This is a genomic window from Cryptosporangium phraense (assembly GCF_006912135.1).
GTDB lineage: Bacteria > Actinomycetota > Actinomycetes > Mycobacteriales > Cryptosporangiaceae > Cryptosporangium > Cryptosporangium phraense.
This window is the reverse complement of record NZ_VIRS01000002.1, coordinates 102,983-123,630: the sequence shown is the minus strand read 5'-3', so window position 1 is coordinate 123,630 and position 20,648 is coordinate 102,983. Positions and strand designations below refer to the sequence as shown.

Sequence of the window (20,648 nt, the reverse complement as noted above, 5' to 3'; positions counted from 1 at the left end):
CTGCGCTGAACACCGGACACAACATGGTGCCATGATCCCTGTTCTCAACGGCCGCGGGCCGCCCGGGAGTACCCCGAGCGGCCCGCGGCGCTGATCAGAGGATCAGCGGTTGAACGACCCGTAGTCGAAGTCGTCCAGCGGGACGGCCTGGCCGGAGCCGGTGCCGAAACCGCCGTACTCGACGTCGTCGTACGGCGTCATCGAGTACACCTGAGCCCGCGCTTCCTCGGTCGGCTCCACCCGGATGTTGCGGTACCGGGAGATGCCGGTACCCGCCGGGATCAGCTTTCCGATGATCACGTTCTCCTTGAGACCGATCAGCGAGTCGCTGCGCGCGTTGATCGCCGCGTCGGTGAGCACCCGGGTGGTCTCCTGGAAGGAGGCCGCCGAGAGCCACGACTCGGTCGCCAGCGACGCCTTGGTGATACCCATCAGGATCGGACGACCCGAAGCCGGCTCGCCGCCCTCGGCCACCACCCGACGGTTCTCGTTCTCGAAGACCGGCCGCTCGACCGGGGCACCGGGCAGGAACTCGGTGGCCCCCGAGTCGATGATGATCACCCGGCGGAGCATCTGCCGGACGATGATCTCGACGTGCTTGTCGTGGATCGGCTGGCCCTGCGACCGGTACACGTTCTGGACCTCGTTGACCAGGTGCAGCTGCACCGCGCGCGGGCCCTGGATGCGGAGCACCTCGTGCGGGTCGACCACACCGTCGGTGAGCTGCTGGCCCACCGTGACGTGCTCGCCGTCGGCCACGCGCATCCGCACGCGCCGGGAGAGCTTGTCGTAGGCGATCTCCTCGGTCCCGTCGTCCGGGACGATGACGATCTTCCGCGACTTCTCGGTCTCTTCGATCCGGATGCGTCCGGCGGTCTCGGCGATCGGGGCCTTGCCCTTGGGGACACGGGCCTCGAACAGCTCGACCACACGCGGCAGACCCTGCGTGATGTCGTCACCGGCCACACCACCGGTGTGGAAGGTACGCATCGTCAGCTGGGTGCCGGGCTCACCGATCGACTGGGCGGCGATGATGCCGACCGCCTCGCCGACGTCGACCAGCTTGCCGGTCGCGAGCGAACGCCCGTAGCAGTACGAGCACACACCCATCGCCGACTCGCAGGTCAGCACCGAGCGGACCTTGACGTCCTTGACTCCGGCCTTGACCAGCGCGTCGATCAGGACGTCGCCGAGGTCGGACCCGGCCGGGGCCACCACGACGCCGTCCGGGCTCTTCGCGTCGGTCGCGAGCGTCCGGGCGTACGAGTTCGTCTCGACGTGCTGGTGCTTGGTGAGCGTGCCGTCGGCGCCCTCGGTCGCGATCGGAACCGACACACCACGCTCGGTGCCGCAGTTCTCCTCGCGGATGATGACGTCCTGCGACACGTCGACCAGACGACGGGTCAGGTAACCCGAGTCGGCGGTACGCAGCGCGGTGTCGGCCAGACCCTTACGGGCACCGTGGGTGGAGATGAAGTACTCCAGCACCGACAGGCCCTCGCGGAACGAGGACTTGATCGGACGCGGGATCGTCTCACCCTTGGGGTTGGCGACCAGACCACGGATACCGGCGATCTGCCGGACCTGGATCATGTTTCCTCGGGCACCCGAGTTGACCATCATCCAGATCGGGTTCGTCTCCGGGAAGTTCGCCTCCATGGCCTTGGCGACCTCGTTCGTCGCCTTGGTCCAGATCTCGATGAGCTCCTGGCGGCGCTCCTCACCGGTGATCACACCGCGCTGGTACTGACGCTCGATCTTGTCGGCGTCCTTCTCGTAGCGGTCGAGGATCTCCGGCTTGGTCGGCGGCGTGACGACGTCGTCGATCGAGATCGTGACGCCGGCCCGGGTGGCCCACCGGAAGCCGTACGCCTTGAGGGCGTCCAGCGTCGCGGCGACCTGCACCTTCGGGTACCGCTCGGCGAGGTCGTTGACGATCGCCGAGAGCTGCGGCTTGCGCACCTCGTAGTTGACGAACCGGTAGTCGGTCGGGAGCGTCTCGTTGAAGAACACCCGGCCGAGCGTGGTGTCGACGAGCAGCGTCGAACCCGGCTCCCAGCCCTCCGGCGCGACCCACGGCTCCTTGCCGGGGCCGTTGTCGACCCGCGGGGCACCGTCGATCCGGATCTTGACCGGGGTCTGCAGGTTGAGCTCACCCAGGTCGTACGCCATCACGGCCTCGGCGTCGGACCCGAAGACCCGGCCCTCGCCGACGCGACCCTCGCGGACCGCGGTGAGGTGGTAGAGGCCGAGCACCATGTCCTGGGTCGGCGACGTGATCGGACGACCCGACGCCGGCGACAGGATGTTGTTGCTCGACAGCATCAGCACCCGGGCCTCGGCCTGCGCCTCGGCCGACAGCGGCAGGTGCACCGCCATCTGGTCACCGTCGAAGTCCGCGTTGAACGCGGTGCAGACGAGCGGGTGGATCTGGATCGCCTTGCCCTCGACCAGCTGGGGCTCGAAGGCCTGGATGCCCAGACGGTGCAGGGTCGGTGCGCGGTTGAGCAGCACCGGGTGCTCGGAGATGACCTCCTCGAGCACGTCCCACACGACCGGGCGGGCCCGCTCGACCATCCGCTTGGCCGACTTGATGTTCTGCGCGTGGTTCAGGTCGACCAGACGCTTCATCACGAACGGCTTGAACAGCTCGAGCGCCATGTAGCGCGGCAGGCCGCACTGGTGCAGCTTGAGCTGCGGGCCGACGACGATGACCGAACGGCCGGAGTAGTCGACGCGCTTGCCGAGCAGGTTCTGGCGGAACCGGCCCTGCTTGCCCTTGAGCATGTCGGACAGCGACTTCAGCGGACGGTTGCCCGGGCCGGTGACCGGCCGGCCGCGGCGGCCGTTGTCGAACAGCGCGTCGACGGCCTCCTGCAGCATCCGCTTCTCGTTGTTGACGATGATCTCCGGAGCGCCCAGGTCGAGCAGACGCTTGAGCCGGTTGTTCCGGTTGATCACCCGGCGGTACAGGTCGTTCAGGTCGCTGGTGGCGAAGCGGCCACCGTCGAGCTGGACCATCGGCCGCAGGTCCGGCGGGATCACCGGGATGCAGTCGAGCACCATGCCCATGGGCGAGTTACGGGTGTTCAGGAACGCGGCCACGACCTTGAGCCGCTTGAGCGCGCGGATCTTCTTCTGACCCTTGCCCGAGCGGATCGTCTCGCGGAGGCTCTCGGCCTCGGCGTCCAGGTCGAAGCCCTCCAGCAGCTTCTGCAGCGCCTCGGCGCCCATGCCACCGGTGAAGTACTCGCCGAAGCGGTCGCGCAGCTCACGGAAGAGGAGCTCGTCCGGGATCAGCTGCTTGACCTCGAGCTTGCGGAACGTGTCGAGGACCTCGTCGAGGCGGTCGATCTCCCGCTGCGCACGGTCGCGCAGCTGGCGCATCTCGCGCTCGCCGCCCTCCTTCACCTTCCGGCGGACGTCGCTCTTCGCGCCCTCGGCCTCGAGCTCGGCCAGGTCGGCCTCGAGCTTCTTGGCCCGGACGTCGATGTCGGCGTCCCGGCGCTCCTCCACGCGACGACGCTCGACCGCGATCTCGGCCTCGATCGTCGACATGTCACGGTGGCGGGCCTCGGTGTCGACGCCCGTGATCAGGTAGGCCGCGAAGTAGATGATCTTCTCGAGGTCCTTGGGAGCCAGGTCGAGCAGGTAGCCCAGCCGGCTCGGGACGCCCTTGAAGTACCAGATGTGCGTGACGGGCGCGGCCAGCTCGATGTGGCCCATCCGCTCACGGCGGACCTTGGCCCGGGTCACCTCGACGCCGCAGCGCTCACAGATGATGCCCTTGAACCGGACGCGCTTGTACTTACCGCAGTAGCACTCCCAGTCCCGGGTGGGGCCGAAGATCTTCTCGCAGAAGAGGCCGTCCTTCTCGGGCTTCAGGGTGCGGTAGTTGATGGTCTCCGGCTTCTTCACCTCGCCGTGCGACCACTGACGGATGTCGTCGGCCGTCGCGAGGCCAATACGCAGCTCGTCAAAGAAGTTGACGTCAAGCACGTGTTTCAGTCCCTCTGCTAGAGGTTTTTGGTAAAGCTCTGACCCTCATTGCGGGGAGGCGGCGGCTGCTGTCGCCACCTCCCCGCGACCATCACACCTCTTCGACGCTGCTCGGCTCGCGGCGAGACAGGTCGATGCCCAGCTCCTCCGCGGCCCGGAAGACCTCGTCGTCCGAGTCACGCATCTCCAGCGCCACGCCGTCCGACGAGAGGACCTCGACGTTCAGGCAGAGCGACTGGAGCTCCTTGAGCAGAACCTTGAACGACTCCGGAATGCCCGGCTCCGGGATGTTCTCGCCCTTGACGATGGCCTCGTAGACCTTCACGCGGCCGAGCACGTCGTCGGACTTGATCGTGAGCAGTTCCTGCAGGGCGTAGGCGGCGCCGTAGGCCTGCATCGCCCAGCACTCCATCTCACCGAAGCGCTGGCCACCGAACTGCGCCTTACCACCCAGCGGCTGCTGCGTGATCATCGAGTACGGACCGGTCGACCGGGCGTGGATCTTGTCGTCGACCAGGTGGAGCAGCTTCAGGATGTAGATGTAACCGACGCTGACCGGCTCCGGGAACGGCTCGCCGGAGCGGCCGTCGAAGAGTCGGGCCTTGCCGGTCGAGCCGACCATGCGGTCGCCGTCGCGGTTCGGGATCGTCGAGGCCAGCAGCCCGGTGATCTCCTCCTCGCGAGCACCGTCGAACACCGGGGTGGCGGTGTTGACGTTCGGCTCGGCCTCGTCGGCCCCGATCCGCCGCAGCTCCTTGGACCAGGCCTCGTCACCCTCGACCTTCCAGCCCTGGGAGGCGATCCACCCGAGGTGGGTCTCCAGGACCTGACCGAGGTTCATCCGTCCGGGGACACCGAGCGGGTTGAGCACGATGTCGACCGGCGTGCCGTCCTCGAGGAACGGCATGTCCTCGGCCGGGAGGATCTTCGAGATGACGCCCTTGTTGCCGTGCCGGCCGGCGAGCTTGTCGCCGTCCTGGATCTTCCGCTTCTGGGCGACGTAGACCCGGACCAGCTCGTTCACGCCCGGCGAGAGCTCGGCGCCCTCGTCCCGGCTGAACACGCTGACGCCGATGACCTTGCCGGACTCACCGTGCGGCACCTTCAGCGACGTGTCGCGGACCTCGCGCGCCTTCTCACCGAAGATCGCGCGGAGCAGCCGCTCCTCCGGGGTCAGCTCGGTCTCACCCTTCGGGGTGACCTTGCCGACCAGGATGTCGCCGGTGGTGACGTCGGCCCCGATCCGAACGATGCCCCGCTCGTCGAGGTCGGCCAGGACCTCCTCGGAGACGTTCGGGATGTCCCGGGTGATCTCCTCGGCGCCCAGCTTCGTGTCGCGGGCGTCGACCTCGTGCTCCTCGATGTGGATCGAGGTGAGGACGTCGTCCTGGACCAGACGCTGGCTGAGGATGATCGCGTCCTCGTAGTTGTGGCCCTCCCACGGCATGAACGCGACCAGCAGGTTCTTGCCGAGCGCCATCTCGCCCTCGTCGGTGCAGGGACCGTCGGCGATGACGCCGCCCTTCTCGATCCGCTGCCCCTCCTCGACCAGCGGGCGCTGGTTGATGGCGGTGCCCTGGTTCGAGCGACGGAACTTGTGCAGCAGGTACGTGCGGCGGGTGCCGTCGTCGTGCATCAGCGTGACGTAGTCCGCGCAGACGTCTTCGACCACACCGGCCTGCTCGGCCAGCACGACGTCACCGGCGTCCTGCGCGGCCCGCGCCTCCATACCGGTGCCGACCAGCGGCGACTCGCTACGGAGCAGCGGCACGGCCTGACGCTGCATGTTCGCACCCATCAGGGCGCGGTTCGCGTCGTCGTGCTCGAGGAACGGGATCATCGCGGTCGCGACCGAGACCATCTGCCGCGGCGAGACGTCCATGTAGTCGACCTCGGTGCCGGGCACGTAGTCGACCTCACCGCCCTTACGGCGGACCAGGACGCGGTCTTCGGTGAAGCGGCCGGTCGCGTCCAGGATGGCGTTCGCCTGGGCCTTGACGTACCGGTCTTCCTCGTCCGCGGTCAGGTAGTCGATCTGCGACGTGACGACGCCGTCTTCCACCTTGCGGTACGGCGTCTCGATGAAGCCGAACGGGTTGACCCGCGCGAACGTCGAGAGCGCACCGATCAGACCGATGTTCGGGCCTTCCGGGGTCTCGATCGGGCACATCCGGCCGTAGTGGCTGGGGTGCACGTCGCGGACCTCGAAGCCGGCGCGCTCACGGGACAGACCACCGGGGCCCAGCGCCGACAGGCGGCGCCGGTGGGTGAGGCCACCCAGCGGGTTGGTCTGGTCCATGAACTGCGACAGCTGGCTGGTGCCGAAGAACTCCTTGATGGAGGCGACGACCGGCCGGATGTTGATCAGCGTCTGCGGCGTGATCGCCTCGACGTCCTGAGTCGTCATCCGCTCGCGGACGACCCGCTCCATGCGGGAGAGGCCGACGCGGACCTGGTTCTGGATCAGCTCGCCGACCGTACGCAGACGACGGTTACCGAAGTGGTCGATGTCGTCCGACTCGTAGTCGGGCTCGCCGACGTGCAGCTTCACCAGGTAGTCGATCGTCGCGACGATGTCGTCCTCGGTGAGGACGCCGGTCGTGATCGGCACCCCGACTTCCAGCTTCTTGTTCACCTTGTAGCGACCGACCTTGGCCAGGTCGTACCGCTTCGGGTTGAAGAAGAGGTTGTCGAGCAGCGTCTGCGCGTTCTCGCGCGTCGGCGGCTCGCCCGGACGCAGCTTGCGGTAGATGTCGAGCAGCGCCTCGTCCTGGGTCTGGACGTGGTCCTTCTCGAGCGTCGCGAGCACGATCTCCGAGTGCGCGAAGCGCTCCCGGATGCGCTCCGGCGTCCACCCGAGGGCCTTCAGCAGGACCGTCACGGCCTGCCGGCGCTTCCGGTCGATCCGGACGCCGATCGTGTCGCGCTTGTCGACGTCGAACTCCAGCCAGGCGCCCCGGCTCGGGATCACCTTGACGTTGGTGACGTCCTTGTCGGAGGTCTTGTCGGGCTGCCGGTCGAAGTACACGCCCGGCGAGCGCACGAGCTGGGAGACGACGACGCGCTCGGTGCCGTTGATGATGAACGTGCCCTTGGGCGTCATCATCGGGAAGTCGCCCATGAACACGGTCTGGCTCTTGATCTCGCCAGTGGTGTTGTTCGTGAACTCCGCCGTCACGAACAGCGGAGCGCAGTAGGTGAGGTCCTTCTCCTTGCACTCCTCGATCGAGGCCTTGACCTCTTCGAAGCGCGGGTTGGAGAAGGAGAGGGACATCGACCCCGAGAAGTCCTCGATCGGGGAGATCTCCGTCAGAATTTCGTCGAGACCGGCAACCGACGACGGGTCGCCAGTAACCCGGGACCGCCAGGCGTCGTTGCCGACCAACCAGTCGAACGAGTCCGTCTGGAGTGCCAGCAGGTTCGGCACCTCGAGCTGTTCGGCGATCTTCCCGAACGAGATGCGTTGCGGCTTGCCGGCGGCGGTGCGGGGAGGAGTGTTTGTGCCGGGGCGGGAGACTGCCAAGATGCGTCCTTCCGAGGACCTGCGGATCCGAACGGTCGTCGTGCGCGCACTCCTATCGACCCCCAGCAAATGGAGGTGCGAAAGGCAGAAGGCAGCGCAAACTAGCAGTGTAGCCGCAAGGCACACTACTGTCGAATCCCCAGGCAGGCGGCATGACACCCCGTTTGTCAACCGCTCGAACCACACTCCCGGTTGAACCGTGTTCCCCGCGGCGAGCCTGCGGCGAAACATCGGGGGGACGACGGGAGCCGGCCCGACCTACCGGACCGAAATTACAGGCCCGTACTTTCTCTTGCCCGTCACGCACAGCCACGAAGCGTGTGCACTAGCTGCGCGCTACGAGAAGAGCGTGCCTGTGCCGGTCCGCCACGTCAAGAGGCGCGCCCCAGGTGGGGGGATACCTCACCGGCTGAGACCCCACCTGGCCACCCGGATGATGCGCTGGAGAGGCGCGGATCGGCTCCCGCGAGTGACGTGCCGGAAGTAGTCGATGCACCACTTCGCGACGGTTGCGTCGGGTGTGACTCAGGTCGACTCCTGACGCGGAGCGACGGATATCGTCCCCTGGCCGAACTCGACGCCCTCCGTGAGCGTTTCACCTCACACCTGGCGACGAGTTAGGGCTTTCCGAGGATGGGTACCTTGGCCGGTTGGTCGACGTAGACGGTCGATCGACGTAGACCGCGGAGGCAACAACCGTGTTGACACAGGAGCATGCGCAGGCGCTCGTGCATGCGACGGCGTATGACGCGACAGGCAGCAAGCTCGGGAAGATCGGTCAGGTCTACCTCGACAACCGGACCCAGGCACCCCAGTGGGTGACCGTGCACACGGGGCTGTTCGGCAACAAGGAGAGCTTCGTCCCGGTCGCGTCGGCGACGCTGGACGGCGAGCGCCTGCAGCTGCCGTTCGACAAGGCCCTCGTCAAGAGCGCGCCGGAGCTGGAGCCGGGCGGCCCGTTCGGCGGCCTGACCCCGGAGCAGGAGCTCGGGCTGTACCGGCACTACGGGGTCGAGGCGCCGGCGGCGGCCGCGCCGGTGGTGGCCGAGGACGACCCGGAGACGACCGGGCGGATCAGCGCGTTCGGAGGGGCTACGGCGCTGGACGGGCTGGCGGACGACGTGCCGCACGGGGAGGAGGGGGTCGCGGACGTTCCGCGTCCGGTGCGGGCGGAGTTGCCGGAGGACGACCCGTTCACGGGGAGTTTCGAGATTCTGGATCTTCCGTCGCAGGCTGCCGACGAGGGGGATTCGGATGAGCCTCGGTCAGGGGAGCGGTCGCGCGGGGTCGAGTCGGGGGGCGACGAGGGTCGGTCGTGGGATCGGGACGACCGCGGTCGCACTGAGGACGGGTTCCGACCGGATGGCGGTGCTTCGTGGGGCGGTTCCGGGCGCTCGGAGAGCGCTGGGGAGACGCGCGCCCACGACGAGGGGCTTCCTCCGTGGGCCGGGCCGGCCGCCCGGGGTGGCTCCGGGCCACGGTCGGACGGGCCGTTCCGCGCTGACTCCGCGGCGGAGGGCGACGTGCGCTCCCGCGAGGAGGCGCCGGACCGGGCCGACGGGTCGTTCCGGAGGGGCTCCTCGCTCCGAGACGAGGACGCGCCCCGCGACGGCTCAGCTTTCCGAGTTGGCTCCGCTTTCCGAGATGGCTCAGCTTTCCGAGACGGTTCCGCTTTCCGTGACGGCTCGGGTGAGGGGGACGGCTCCGCTTTCCGTGACAGTTCCGGTGGGGGGGATGGCAGCGATGGGCGGGACGGCTCCGGTGGGCGGGACGGGTACCGCGGGCGGGACGGGTCCAGCGGGCGGGACGGGTCCAGCGGGCGGGACGGGTCTGTTGGCCGAGGCGGCTCCGCTTTCTCCGACGGCCCGGGTGGCCGCGACGGCTCGGATTTCCGCGAGGGCGGCGGCCGCGACCGCTCCGCTTTCCGCGACGACCGTGATGGCTTAGCTGGTCAGGGTGGATCCGCTTACCGTGGCGACTCCGGCTTCCGGCCTGCACCGGGGCTGGACGGGCCCGGCCGAGGCACTCGCGCCTCCGAAGGCCCCGACGGGAGCGTCCGCGCACCGGAAGGTCCCGCTCGGCCCGGCCGCGTCTCAGACGGTCCCACTCGAAGCGGCCAGGCCTCAGACGGTTCCACTCGGAGCGGCCGGGCCTCGGAAGGCCCTGGCCGAGGCGGCCGGGGTGCCGAGCCCAATGCGCCGGATCTCCACGCGCCGGACCGTTCCCACTGGGACCGCCCGCCCTCGGGTGACGCTCCACCCACCGGCCCACGCGCCCAGGCCCCGCGCGACTTCCTCCGCGATCCGATCCCGCCCACCGGATCTCAGCTAGACACACCCCCACCCGGCGCATCCCGCCCGGGCCCATCCCCCTTCGGCGCCCCGCCGCTAGCCGGCCCCCCACTAGGCGCACCCCCAGTGGGCGCACCCCCGCTCGGCGCGCCCCCCGTCGGTGCACCCCCGACCGGTGCATCCCCGACCGGCGCACCCCCAATCGGCGCATCTCAGATCGGTGCGTCTCAGATCGGTACGTCTCAGATCGGCGCGTCTCAGATCGGCGCGTCCTCAATTGGCGCGCCACCGGCCAGTACACAGACGCTCGGCGCACCCTCCCGCGGCACACCCGGCACTCCCCCGCGCAACGAGCCCGGCACTCCCCCACGCAACGCGCCCAGCGCTCCTCAGCGCAACGCGCCCGGCGCGAGCGGCGCCTCCACGGGCGCCCGCGAGATCAACCGCTCACCCGCCCCCTCGCCGAACACCCCCCACGAAGCCGAAACCACCCACTCCTCCACCCGAGGCACCGGCCCCATCGCCAGCGGCTTCCACGTCAACAGACCGACCCCGAACACCCCCCCGCCCGCCGACGCAACCCGCGCTACCGCCGGCGACACCTCCCGGCCACCCGTCGACCAGAAAACCCCAGCGCCGACCGACCGGCCGGCCACCAGAACTCAGCCCTCCCCTCCGTCGAAAAAGAGCCCGACGGACGAAGCACCCGGCACGGACTCCGGTCCGTTCGGACCGGGCCCGGTCTCCCTCGACTTCCGACCGGTGACCCTCCCGCCCGAGGCCGACGACACCCCAGCAACAACCGAGCCCCCGGCCGACCACGTCGGCCGCCACCGCTCCCCCAAGCGCTGAGCCCCTACCGGAGGATCACCGCCCCGGTGATCCTCCGGACGGCCACCGTTCGACCCAGCTTCGGGAACATCAGGTGTCCGCGACCGGAAGTCGGAATGATCGACACCTGTCAGCGGGGTAACCACAGAGTGTCCACAGGCCCCTTCCCGACCGCCGGTGGACCGACCCCGAAGCGCTACCCTCTCCCGCGAGGTGGCCGGACGATGAGGAGCTGATGAATTCATGGCGCCGCAGGTGGTGATCCTCGCGGCCGGGCTGGGCACGCGGCTCGGACGTCCGCACCCCAAGACCCTGACGCCGCTGCGCGACGGAAAGAGCATCCTGCGTCACCAGCTCGACCGCATCGACGCGGCGTTCGGCGGTCAGGCCCGGGTCACGATCGTCGTCGGCTTCAAGATGGACCTGATCATGGAGGCCGCGCCGGACGTCAAATACGTCTACAACGAGGTCTACGACCAGACGAACACCTGCAAGAGCCTGCTGAAGGCACTCCGGCTCTCCTCGCCCGGCGGCGTGCTCTGGCTCAACGGCGACGTCGTCTTCGTCGACGGGCTGCTGGAGGCCGTCGCCGCCGAGGTGGAGAAAAAAGAGAGCTTCATCTGCGTCAACACCGAGTCGGTGGCCGACGAGGAGGTCAAGTACACGCTCGACGGCGACGGGTACGTCAAAGACCTCTCCAAGCAGGTCCGCGAGGGTGCGCTCGGCGAGGCCGTCGGCATCAACTACGTCTCCGCCGACGACAAGGCGACGCTCGTGACCCACCTCGAATCCTGCGATGATCAGGACTACTTCGAGCGTGGTGTGGAAACCGCGATCGCCGACGCCGGGAGCAGGTACCGCGCCGTGGACATCTCCCGCTTCGGCGTCGTCGAAGTCGACTTCGACGCCGACCTCGCCCGAGCCAACGAACTGGAAGTCGAGACCCGATGACGCCCCCGGTAACCCACGAAGCCGGAAGCGGCGCACCCGAGAAGACCCGGCCGACCGCGGCCGACTTCCTGGCCCGCAACCGCGGCGGCGGGCTGTTCACCGAGACGATCAACCAGCGCATCGGCGCGGTCCTCGCCGTCGTCGCCTACCGGCTGCGGCTGGCTCCGTCCGCGCTCACGCTGATCAACCTCGCACTCGGCCTGGGCGCCTCGGCCGCCGTCGTCGGGCTCGCGCCCGCCGCGGCCCGCGGCGACGTCTCGTCGTGGTTGCTCGGCGTCGCCGCGCTGCTCGCCTGGCACCTCGCCTACAGCCTCGACTGCTCCGACGGTCAGCTGGCCCGCGTCACCGGCCGGGCCGGCCCGGCCGGCGCCCGGGTCGACATCCTGTGCGACGTCGCCGTGCAGATCTCGCTGGTCGCGGCGATCTCGGCGACCGCGGTCGCGCACACGCCCGACGTACCGGCGTGGCTGGTCGCGGTGTTTGCCGGCACCTGGATGATCAACCTCGTGACCTCGGTTCTGGCCTCGACGGACACCGCGTCCGCGAGCCTCATGACGTCGAAATCCCTGCCCGTCCGCATCATCAAACTCGTGCGGGACTACGGTGCGGTGGTGACCGTATGCGGTGTGGTGATCGCGTTCCTGCCGGGCTGGACGCCCTGGCTGATGGCCGCGTTCTCCGTCGTGAACGGGCTCTTCCTCCTCGCCAGCATCGGGCAGTCGGCGCGCACGGCCGGGCTGGTGGCCCCTAACGACACCGAGGCCTGACGTCACCCATGAGGTCGGTAGTGCGGAGGCTCCGCGGGAACACCACCGCCGGGCTCGCTGATCAGCTGGTCAGCGCCGGGGCCAACGCCGCGACCGGCCTGCTCGTCCTGCCGTTCCTCACCCCCGCCCACGCCGGCGCGGTGCTGTTCGCGATCGGCGTCGGCTACTTCGCGATCGGCATCGCCCGGGCCCTGGTCGGTGACGTGTTACTGACGTACTCGGCCCGCTACGGCGACTCCGAGCGGGCCCGCCAGGCCACCGACGCGACGAAGACCGCCGGCGCGTTCGGGCTGATCGCGTCGGTGCTCGCGGTCGTCGCCTGGGCCAGCGGGCCGAGCTTCCTGAGCGAGTTGATCTGGCTCGCGCCGTTCCTACCGTTCGTCCTCGTGCACGACGCCGGTCGGTACGCGTTCCTCTCGGCGCGACGTCCGGAGCGGGCGCTGATCTCCGACCTGACGTACATCGGCGTCCAGGCCGTGCTGCTGGCCGTGCTGCTCGGCGCCGGGTTCCGCGACGGCGCGGTGTTCCTCTGCGCCTGGGGCGCCGGCGGGGTCGCGGGCGCGTTCTCGTTCCTGATCCGGGCCCGGATCAACGTCTTCAACATCTTCGGCGGCAACCTGCGGGGCTGGATCCGCGAGACCCGGCACCTGTCCGGCTGGATGACGGCCACCGCGCTGCTCGGCCAGGCGCAGGTGCAGCTCGTGTACACGTTGGTCACCGGGCTACTCGCGCCGGCCGCGCTGGCGATGCTCCGGGCGGCGCAGTACGGGCTGCTGATGCCCGCTCAGAACCTCCAGATGGCCGTGTCGAGCCTTCTGGTGCCTCGGATGTCCCGGCTGGCCGGTGCGGGCGACGTGGCCGGTGTCAGCCGCCTCGTCCGCAAGGCCCTGAGCGCGACCGTGCTCTGCGGCCTGGTGCCGGTCGCGCTGTCGCCGCTGGCCGGTCCGCTGCTGGACGCGATCCTGCCCAAGTACGCCGACGCCGGCACTATCGCGTTCCCGGTCGCGCTGCAGGCTCTGATTTACCTCGTCCAGGTTCCGTTCACCGCCGCACTTCGCGGCATGCAACGCGTCCGCAGTCTGTTCGTGCAGTACGCGGTGTTCTGCGTGGCCCAGTGCACGGGCCTGGTGCTCGGAACGCTGTGGTTCGACCTCCGCGGCGCAGCCGCGGGCATGGCGTTCGGGTCCGCGGTCGGCCTGGTGGTGATGATCGTCCTCTACCGGAAGGCCCTGCGTCGGCTGGCCGAGACCGGTGCGGCGGAGCCCGAGGCTCCGGAGGCGATCACTCCGACGACGGTTGCCGACGAGACCGCCGGACCCACGCCCGTACGATGACCGGCGACCGTCGCCCGAGACAAAGGATGTGCAGTGACCGACCCCACCCCCCGTCGAGTGGCTTTCGTGACCGGCATCACCGGGCAGGACGGCTCCTACCTGGCTGAGCTGCTACTCGCGAAGGGGTACGAGGTCCACGGCATCATCCGCCGGGCGTCGATGTTCAACACCGAGCGGCTGGACGCGATCTACCAGGACCCGCACGAGACCCACCGTCGGCTGTTCCTGCACTACGGCGACGTCACCGACGCCAGCGGCCTGGTGAACGCGATCCGCGACATCCAGCCGACCGAGGTGTACCACCTGGCCGCGCAGAGCCACGTCCGGGTCAGCTTCGACATCCCGGAGTACACCGGCGACACGACCGGCCTGGGGACGGTCCGTCTCCTCGAGGCCATCCGGGCCGCGAAGATCGAGACGCGCTACTACCAGGCGTCGACGTCGGAGCTCTACGGGTCGACGCCGCCGCCGCAGAGCGAGACGACGCCGTTCCACCCGCGCAGCCCCTACGGCGTCGCGAAGATGTACTCGTACTGGATGACCGTGAACTACCGCGAGTCGTACGGGCTGCACGCGTCGAACGGCATCCTGTTCAACCACGAGTCCCCGCGGCGCGGCGAGACGTTCGTGACCCGGAAGATCACCCGGGCCGTGGCCCGGATCGCGGCCGGCCTGCAGGAGGACCTGTTCCTCGGCAACCTCGACGCGGTCCGCGACTGGGGCTACGCCCCCGAGTTCGTCGAGGGTATGTGGCGCATCCTCCAGCAGGACGAGCCCGACGACTACGTTCTGGCGACGGGTGTGCCGGCGACCGTGCGGGACTTCGTGTCGGCGGCGTTCAGTCACGCGGGGCTGGACTGGGAGAAGTACGTCAAGCACGATTCGCGGTACGAGCGGCCGGCTGAGGTCGATGCGTTGATCGGTGACCCGGGTAAGGCCGAGCGCCAGCTCGGGTGGAAGACGGGTACCGACTGGCGGCGGTTGGCTCAGATCATGGTGGACGCTGATATCCAGCAGCTGGATGACCAGCTGAGCGGCCGCAGCATCCGCCTCGACGACCGCTAGCGTTTCCCGCGGTCTCGCGGGCATCCCTGTTCGCGGCCGTGGCTGTGCCCGCAGCCGTCCGGCGCTGGCCGTCCGGCGCGGCGCTAGCCGTCCGGCGCGGCGCTGGCCGTCGTCACGCGCGAGCCGGAGGCAGCGCCTCAGCGCTTGTGCCGCATGGGGGTGCGCGGTGGCCTATGCGGGCGGAATCGCCGCGTACGGGTGCGCGGAACCGCCGCGTGTCGCCACCCGGAACCGGCCCGTTCCGACGGACGGAAACGCTGGGTTCTGATACGCGCGGCGCGCCGCGGTGACACCGGCGCGGCAACTTCGATCCGCGGAGCGCGGCGGGCCGCAACGAAGCGCGCGGAATGGGTTGAGCGTGGGCGGTAGCGCTCGACGATGGCAAACGCCCCTCGGCGCGACCACACCACGCTGGCGCGCGACCGCCCCGCGCTCGCGCGCGACCGAACCGCGCGGGTGCGCGACCGAACCGCGCGGGTGCGCGACCGCGTCGCCGCGGACCGGCCAGGCGCACGCGGAGTGCGCCGATCGCGGGGCGCCTCGACCACGCAGCACCCCGATCGCGCAGCACCCCGACCGCGCAGCACCCCCACCGCGGGGCGCCTCGATCGCGCAGCACCCCCACCGCGCAGCACCCCGATCGCGGCGCACCGATCGCGGGGGGTGCCGGCTGTAGGGCGGATCGACCGCGGAGCGGGGCGACGGCGGTGAGGTACCGCGCGGCGGTGGGGAGGCACTGCGCTCACGACCAGGCACTTGAGTCCGGGGCACGGGGGTTGCGGTGCTGGCCGTCGGTGCGGAAGCCATGTCGGGGCCCGGCCGCATCGATGCGCGCCGCCGAGGCTCACGCGGGGGCCGCGGCTCAGGTACGGATAGGCGCACCGCGCCGGACCGCAGGCGCATCAAATAGGTCGAAGCGCTGAGGCGCCCAGAAGCCAGTGAACCGCCCGCTATGGGCAACGCCCCCGAACGCCGACCCGGAAGCGCGGCGCGCAGAAGCCAGCCCTACGCGCAGAAGCCAATTAACCGGTACCCCGCCCGAACTAAGCCCCCATCACTGGCGCGCTGACCGGCCCGGCCGCCGTATCCGCGTGACCCGCCGATCGCGCCGCCGGCGCGCCCTCTCCACCCGACGACAAACCCCTCCCCCCGACAACATCGACCGGGCGGAAAACCACCCACGCCTCCGCCGCCAGCAAGAAGATCCAGAACGTCCCCCCGAGCCCCCCCAACAACCAATCCGCCCACGGAATCGTCGCCAGCGACGAGATCGCCGCGATCGTGAACCAGGCCGGCGCCCCCCGGCGCAGCGACCGCCAGATCATCAGGCCCAGCCCCACGACGAACGCCACACACCCCAGCACCCCGGCCCGGCGCAGCGCACCGATCGCCGAGTTGTCGGTCGTGAGCTCCGGACGCTCCCCGACCTTCCCGGTCGACTCGCGCACCACCGCACCGCGCGGGTCGTCGTTGTTGCCGAACACCTTCGCGACGACGCCGTCGGCCGAGAAATCGTCGAAAACCTGTCGCCAGGTGTCGAGCCGCCCGCTCGTCACGTCCAGCGTGTCCGACTGATCGGTCACCGGCGTCGTCACGGTGTTCTGGTACCGGCTCTGGAACAGCGAGGACACCCCGCCCATCCCGATGAACACGGCGCCGAAGACCAGGAACGGCACGATCGCCGCCACCGCCATCCGACGCCAGCCCGCGTACACCGGCAACCCGTCGTCGGGCACCGGACGCCCACCCCGGCCCCACCACTGACGCCTCACCAGCACCAACAGGTGCACGATCGCCGCGCAGACCAGGAATCCCCAGGCGGTACGCGAGTTCGTCAGCACGATCACCAGGCTGGTCAGCCCGAGAGCGGCGCACCGCTGCCAGCCCCGGAACGACCGGTCGGGCGCGATCCGCAGCGTGATCAGCACCCCGATCAGCGCCAGCGAGTTCGGGTGGTACAGCAGCCCGGGGCCGCCCCAGAAACGCCCGGTCATGCTCCGGCCCCACGGCCCGTCCGGCACCGCGTGGACGTCGTCCAGGATGTTCCCGGAGCCGACCAGGAACAGGGCAGCCACCGCGAACAGGAACGCGGCCACCACGCCGACCGACGGGTCTCGCCCCGTCCGCCGCAGCGCCACCAGCACGCCCAGCGCAGCCAGGGCCGATACCCCGAAGTAGGCGATCCGCTGCCCACCGACGGCCCAGTGCGCGGTCAGCACGGCCGAGACGATGCCCAGCGGCCAGTACGCCAGCCCGAGCCAGGCCGCGCCCAGCCGGGGCAGCCGCAACGCGTCCCGCACCCACGGGAACGTCCACAGGAGCAGCAACAGCCCGCCGACCGCGTACACCGACCAGGTCACCGCGCGGGTCGTCGTCCAGGTCCACGACATGATGCCGCAGAACACGACGAAACCGCCGACGGCCAGCCCCGACCAGGTGACCCCGCGCAGCGTCAGCGCGAACCCCGCGACCGCGACGGCCAGCGCCGCACCGATCGCGGCCCGGGTGCCGTTGGCGGCATTGGTCTGCGCCGCCTCGACCAGCCAGGCCACCGCGACCACGACCGCCCCGGCGATCAGGAACCGTTGGTGGCGCGGTGTCCACCGCTCAGGGTCGAGTAGCGGAAAGAGACTGACGCGTTTGTCGATCGCCACGGCTCTGCTGTGTCCTCCGGTCGATGTCCGCCCCCGATTCTCGCATTCACGCCAAGGAACCACGGACGGCACCTACCGTCTATCCCCGGTTCACCGACTGAAACGCCAGCTCCTCGTAAACGCCGATCAGTGCAGCCGTCGTGACCTGCGTCGAGAACAGCTCCTCGTACCGCCGCCGGGCCGACGCCGCCAGCCCGCCGGCCTCCGCGACCACCCGGGGCAACATCGCCGCCAACGCGTCCACGTCCGGCGCCACCGCCCATCCCCCGTCGGAACCCACCAGGAACGGCAGCCCCCCGAGGGCGGTGGCCAGCACCGGCCGCGCGTTCGCCAGCGACTCCACGACCACCATGGGACACACCTCGTCCCAGGTCGACGGCGTCACCAGCGCGGCCGACGAGCGCATCGCCTCCTGCACCTCCCCGTGCGACCGCCGGCCCAAAATCGAGATGTCGCTCCGGCCGGCCGCGGCCGCGGTCACCTCGGCCATCAACGGTCCGTCCCCGATCAGACGCAGAGTTCCCAATGTCCCATCGGGGTGCCGCCGCCACGCGTCGATCAAAAGACCGAGACCCTTCTCCTCGGAGAAGCGGCCCACGAACAGCAACCCCTTCCCCACCTCGGAGTGCGGCCCCGGGTCGGGGACGCCGTTCGGCTTGACGGTGATGTGGGAGTCGGGGATGCCGAACGACCGCAGATGATCGGCGATCGCCGGGGTGAGGGCCAGGTAGCGGTCGACCGACCGCCAGGTGCCGCGGTGCACGGTGAGCGTGGTGGCCATCAGCGCACTCTGGGCCTTCGACCCGCGGTAGCAGGAGTGCTGCACGGCCGGGTACGGGAAGGCCTTGCCCAGGCAGTCGTGACAGGAGTGACCATCCCGGAAATACAGGCCGTTCGCACACACCTGCCGGAAGTTGTGCACGGTATGGACGACCGGAACGCCGTGTTTGTGGGCGGTTCGCACTACCCAGGGCGAAAGCAGGGGGTAGGGGTTGTGGAGATGCAGCACGTCGGGTTTTTCCCGTGCCAGCAACTCGGAGAGGTCTCGCTGCCGCGCATAGATCGGCGAGAGAGGCAGCAGCGCCTTCTGTGCCGCCGAGAACGACCCGATCTCGTCGGAGCTGCGCTGGAACGGCACCACGGTGACGCCGGCCTCTTCCAGCAGGCGCGATTCCAGATCGACGACCGTGTTCTCCCCCGACGGATTCGCCGAGACGTAGCGGTTGTGCGCTATCACGATCTTCACGTCGGGCTTCTCCAGAGGGTGGATACGCTGGCGGCAGACGTTACTCCCCGGAGAGGACACCCCTTGTTCCACCACCCGGTCCCTCGCGACGCGCGCGTCTACATCGCCGGCCACGGCGGGCTCGTCGGATCCGCGCTCTGGCGGTACTTCGAGTCGGTGGGCTTCACGAACCTGGTCGGGCGCCGGTCGAAGGAGCTCGACCTGCGCGACCGTGAGTCGGTGCGGGCGTTCTTCGACGAGGCCCGCCCGCAGTACGTGATCGACGCGGCGGCCAAGGTGGGTGGAATCTTCGCGAACTCGACCTACCCGGCCGAATTCCTCTCCGACAATCTGCGGATCCAGACGAACCTGCTCGACTCGGCCCACGAATTCGGCGTCGAGCGCTTCCTGTTCCTCGGCTCCTCGTGCATCTACCCGAAGTTCGCACCGCAGCCGATCCGGGAGGATTCGCTGCTCACCGGCCCGCTCGAGGAGACCAACGACGCCTACGCGATCGCCAAGATCGCCGGCGTGATGCAGGTCCAGGCCATCCGCCGCCAGTACGGCCGCAGCTACATCTCGGCGATGCCGACGAACCTCTACGGACCCGGCGACAATTTCGAAATTCCGGGCGCACACGTGATGCCGATGGTGATGCGGCGCATGCACGAATCCCTGAACGGGAAGACCTTCACGATCTACGGCTCCGGCACCCCGAAGCGCGAGTTCCTGCACACCGACGACCTCGCCCGCGCCTGCCTGGTGCTGCTCGAGCGCTACGACGACCCGGCCCCGATCAACATCGGCGTCGGCGAGGACGTGACGATCGACGAGCTCGTCGCGATGATCGCCGAGGTCGTCGGCTACGAGGGTTCGTTCGAGCACGACACCTCGAAGCCTGACGGAACGCCTCGAAAGGTGTTGAACGTCGACCGGATCAAGGCCCTCGGCTGGGAGCCGACGGTGTCGCTGCGCGACGGCATCGCCTCCGTCTACGAGTGGTTCCTCGAGCACCAGGCGACTTTCCGTCGGTGAGTTTTTGATTACGCCTGCCGGGCGCGGGCCGGTCGCTTCCGCGGCCGGCGCGCGGCTCGGTCCGCCGGGCCGTCCCGCCGGCCCGTGCGTGGTGGCCCGCCCACCCTCCGGTTTCGGGGGGTGTGCAGCGCTTTTCGTCGCTGACGCTCGGGCAACTAAGCTCTCTGGGCTATGACGACGTCTACGCGGCCGGGCACGTTCGTGTGCTGCGGCGTCCATATCGAAGCGGTCACCCGGCAGCCGGCGGCGGAGCTGATCGTCGCCTCGCAGTGGGGGCAGCCGCGCAGCACGCACCTGTGCAACGCGTACACGTTGTCGCTGGCGGTTCGTGATCCTCAGTTCCGGGCGCTGCTGAACTCCGCCGACGTCAACTTCGCGGACGGGCACTACGTGGCCATGGTCGGCCGCAAGCGCGGGTACCCCGACATGTCGGCCCGGACGTACGGCCCCGACCTGATGGCCGACGCGATCGACCAGGGCCGAGCTCGCGGGTTGAAGCACTATCTGTACGGCGCGTCGCCCTCGACGGTGGCGAAGCTGGCCGAGGCGCTCTCGGAGCGGTTCCCGGGCGCGGAGTTCGTCGGGGTCGAGTCCCCGCCGTTCCGGGCCCTCACGCCCGAAGAGGCGGACGACCTGGTGGCTCGGGTGGCCGAGGCCAAGCCGGACGTCTTCTGGGTGGGCCTGGGGACGCCCCGGCAGGACGAGTTCGTGGCCGAGTACACGGCCCGGCTGAACTGCACGGTGGTGCCGGTGGGAGCGGCGTTCGACTTCCACGCCGGCAACAAGCCGAGCGCGCCGGAGTTCCTGCAGCGGCACGGCCTGGAGTGGGCCTACCGGCTGGCTACCGAGCCCCGCCGCCTCTGGAAGCGCTACCTGGTCGGCAACCCGGTCTTCGTCTACGGGGCGTTGACCGACCGCTGGCGCAAGAGCGTCTGAATACGAGAGCGCCCGCCCCGTTCCGGGGCGGGCGCTC

The 20,648-nt window shown here is 69.5% G+C and carries 11 protein-coding genes and 2 pseudogenes; 7 read left to right on the top strand and 6 right to left on the bottom strand.

All coding sequences use genetic code 11. The features are described 5' to 3' along the window. Window positions 1–102: 102 nt before the first annotated feature. Window positions 103–3,999, bottom strand: a complete 3,897-nt coding sequence (locus FL583_RS02820) for a DNA-directed RNA polymerase subunit beta' (RefSeq protein WP_142702869.1) — start codon at window positions 3,997–3,999, stop codon at window positions 103–105. Between the two features lie 91 nt (window positions 4,000–4,090). Next, the gene (gene rpoB / locus FL583_RS02815; protein WP_142702868.1) at window positions 4,091–7,522 is read right to left on the bottom strand and encodes a DNA-directed RNA polymerase subunit beta; all 3,432 of its coding nucleotides are present in this window, start codon (window positions 7,520–7,522) and stop codon (window positions 4,091–4,093) included. Window positions 7,523–8,220: 698 nt separating this feature from the next. Here rpoB and FL583_RS42780 point away from each other — a divergent pair. Then, window positions 8,221–8,433 (top strand): annotated as a pseudogene (locus FL583_RS42780) (PRC-barrel domain-containing protein); the annotation flags it as partial. Between the two features lie 92 nt (window positions 8,434–8,525). On the opposite strand, the gene FL583_RS40725 reads toward FL583_RS42780, so the two are convergent. Beyond that, on the bottom strand, window positions 8,526–8,720 hold the full coding sequence (locus FL583_RS40725; protein WP_205751848.1) for a hypothetical protein: 195 nt from the start codon (window positions 8,718–8,720) through the stop codon (window positions 8,526–8,528). 1,204 nt (window positions 8,721–9,924) lie between these two features. Beyond that, a pseudogene (locus FL583_RS42775) lies at window positions 9,925–10,077 on the bottom strand (pentapeptide repeat-containing protein); the annotation flags it as partial. An 810-nt stretch (window positions 10,078–10,887) separates the two neighbouring features. On the opposite strand from FL583_RS42775, the gene FL583_RS02805 reads away from it, so the two are divergent. The 4 genes from FL583_RS02805 to gmd are packed head-to-tail and all read left to right on the top strand — an operon-like array spanning window position 10,888 to window position 14,761. After that, window positions 10,888–11,595, top strand: a complete 708-nt coding sequence (locus tag FL583_RS02805; protein WP_142702866.1) for a phosphocholine cytidylyltransferase family protein — start codon at window positions 10,888–10,890, stop codon at window positions 11,593–11,595. Then, entirely contained in the window at window positions 11,592–12,362 is a 771-nt protein-coding gene (locus tag FL583_RS02800; RefSeq protein ID WP_142702865.1) for a CDP-alcohol phosphatidyltransferase family protein, read from the top strand. The genes FL583_RS02805 and FL583_RS02800 overlap by 4 nt, the downstream gene beginning before the upstream one ends. Before the next feature lie 20 nt (window positions 12,363–12,382). Next, complete coding sequence (locus FL583_RS02795) at window positions 12,383–13,696, top strand: MATE family efflux transporter (protein WP_142702864.1); 1,314 nt, start codon at window positions 12,383–12,385, stop codon at window positions 13,694–13,696. A 33-nt stretch (window positions 13,697–13,729) separates the two neighbouring features. Further along, window positions 13,730–14,761, top strand: coding sequence for a GDP-mannose 4,6-dehydratase (gene gmd / locus FL583_RS02790; RefSeq protein ID WP_142702863.1), 1,032 nt, complete (start codon window positions 13,730–13,732; stop codon window positions 14,759–14,761). Between the two features lie 1,043 nt (window positions 14,762–15,804). Here gmd and FL583_RS02785 read toward each other — a convergent pair. Both FL583_RS02785 and FL583_RS02780 read right to left on the bottom strand, forming a co-directional pair. Continuing rightward, a complete protein-coding gene (locus FL583_RS02785) occupies window positions 15,805–17,415 on the bottom strand; it encodes an O-antigen ligase family protein (RefSeq protein WP_142702862.1) in 1,611 nt (536 codons plus the stop codon). A 79-nt stretch (window positions 17,416–17,494) separates the two neighbouring features. Further along, the gene (locus FL583_RS02780) at window positions 17,495–18,661 is read right to left on the bottom strand and encodes a glycosyltransferase family 4 protein (protein ID WP_142702861.1); all 1,167 of its coding nucleotides are present in this window, start codon (window positions 18,659–18,661) and stop codon (window positions 17,495–17,497) included. A gap of 63 nt (window positions 18,662–18,724) precedes the next feature. Between FL583_RS02780 and FL583_RS02775 the strand changes: the two genes are divergently transcribed. Together FL583_RS02775 and FL583_RS02770 are read left to right on the top strand one after the other, a co-directional pair. Continuing rightward, complete coding sequence (locus FL583_RS02775; protein ID WP_142702860.1) at window positions 18,725–19,675, top strand: GDP-L-fucose synthase family protein; 951 nt, start codon at window positions 18,725–18,727, stop codon at window positions 19,673–19,675. A 171-nt stretch (window positions 19,676–19,846) separates the two neighbouring features. Further along, window positions 19,847–20,611 carry a WecB/TagA/CpsF family glycosyltransferase gene (locus tag FL583_RS02770; protein ID WP_142702859.1) on the top strand — a complete coding sequence of 255 codons (765 nt, stop codon included), beginning with the start codon at window positions 19,847–19,849 and terminating at the stop codon, window positions 20,609–20,611. Window positions 20,612–20,648 lie beyond the last annotated feature (37 nt).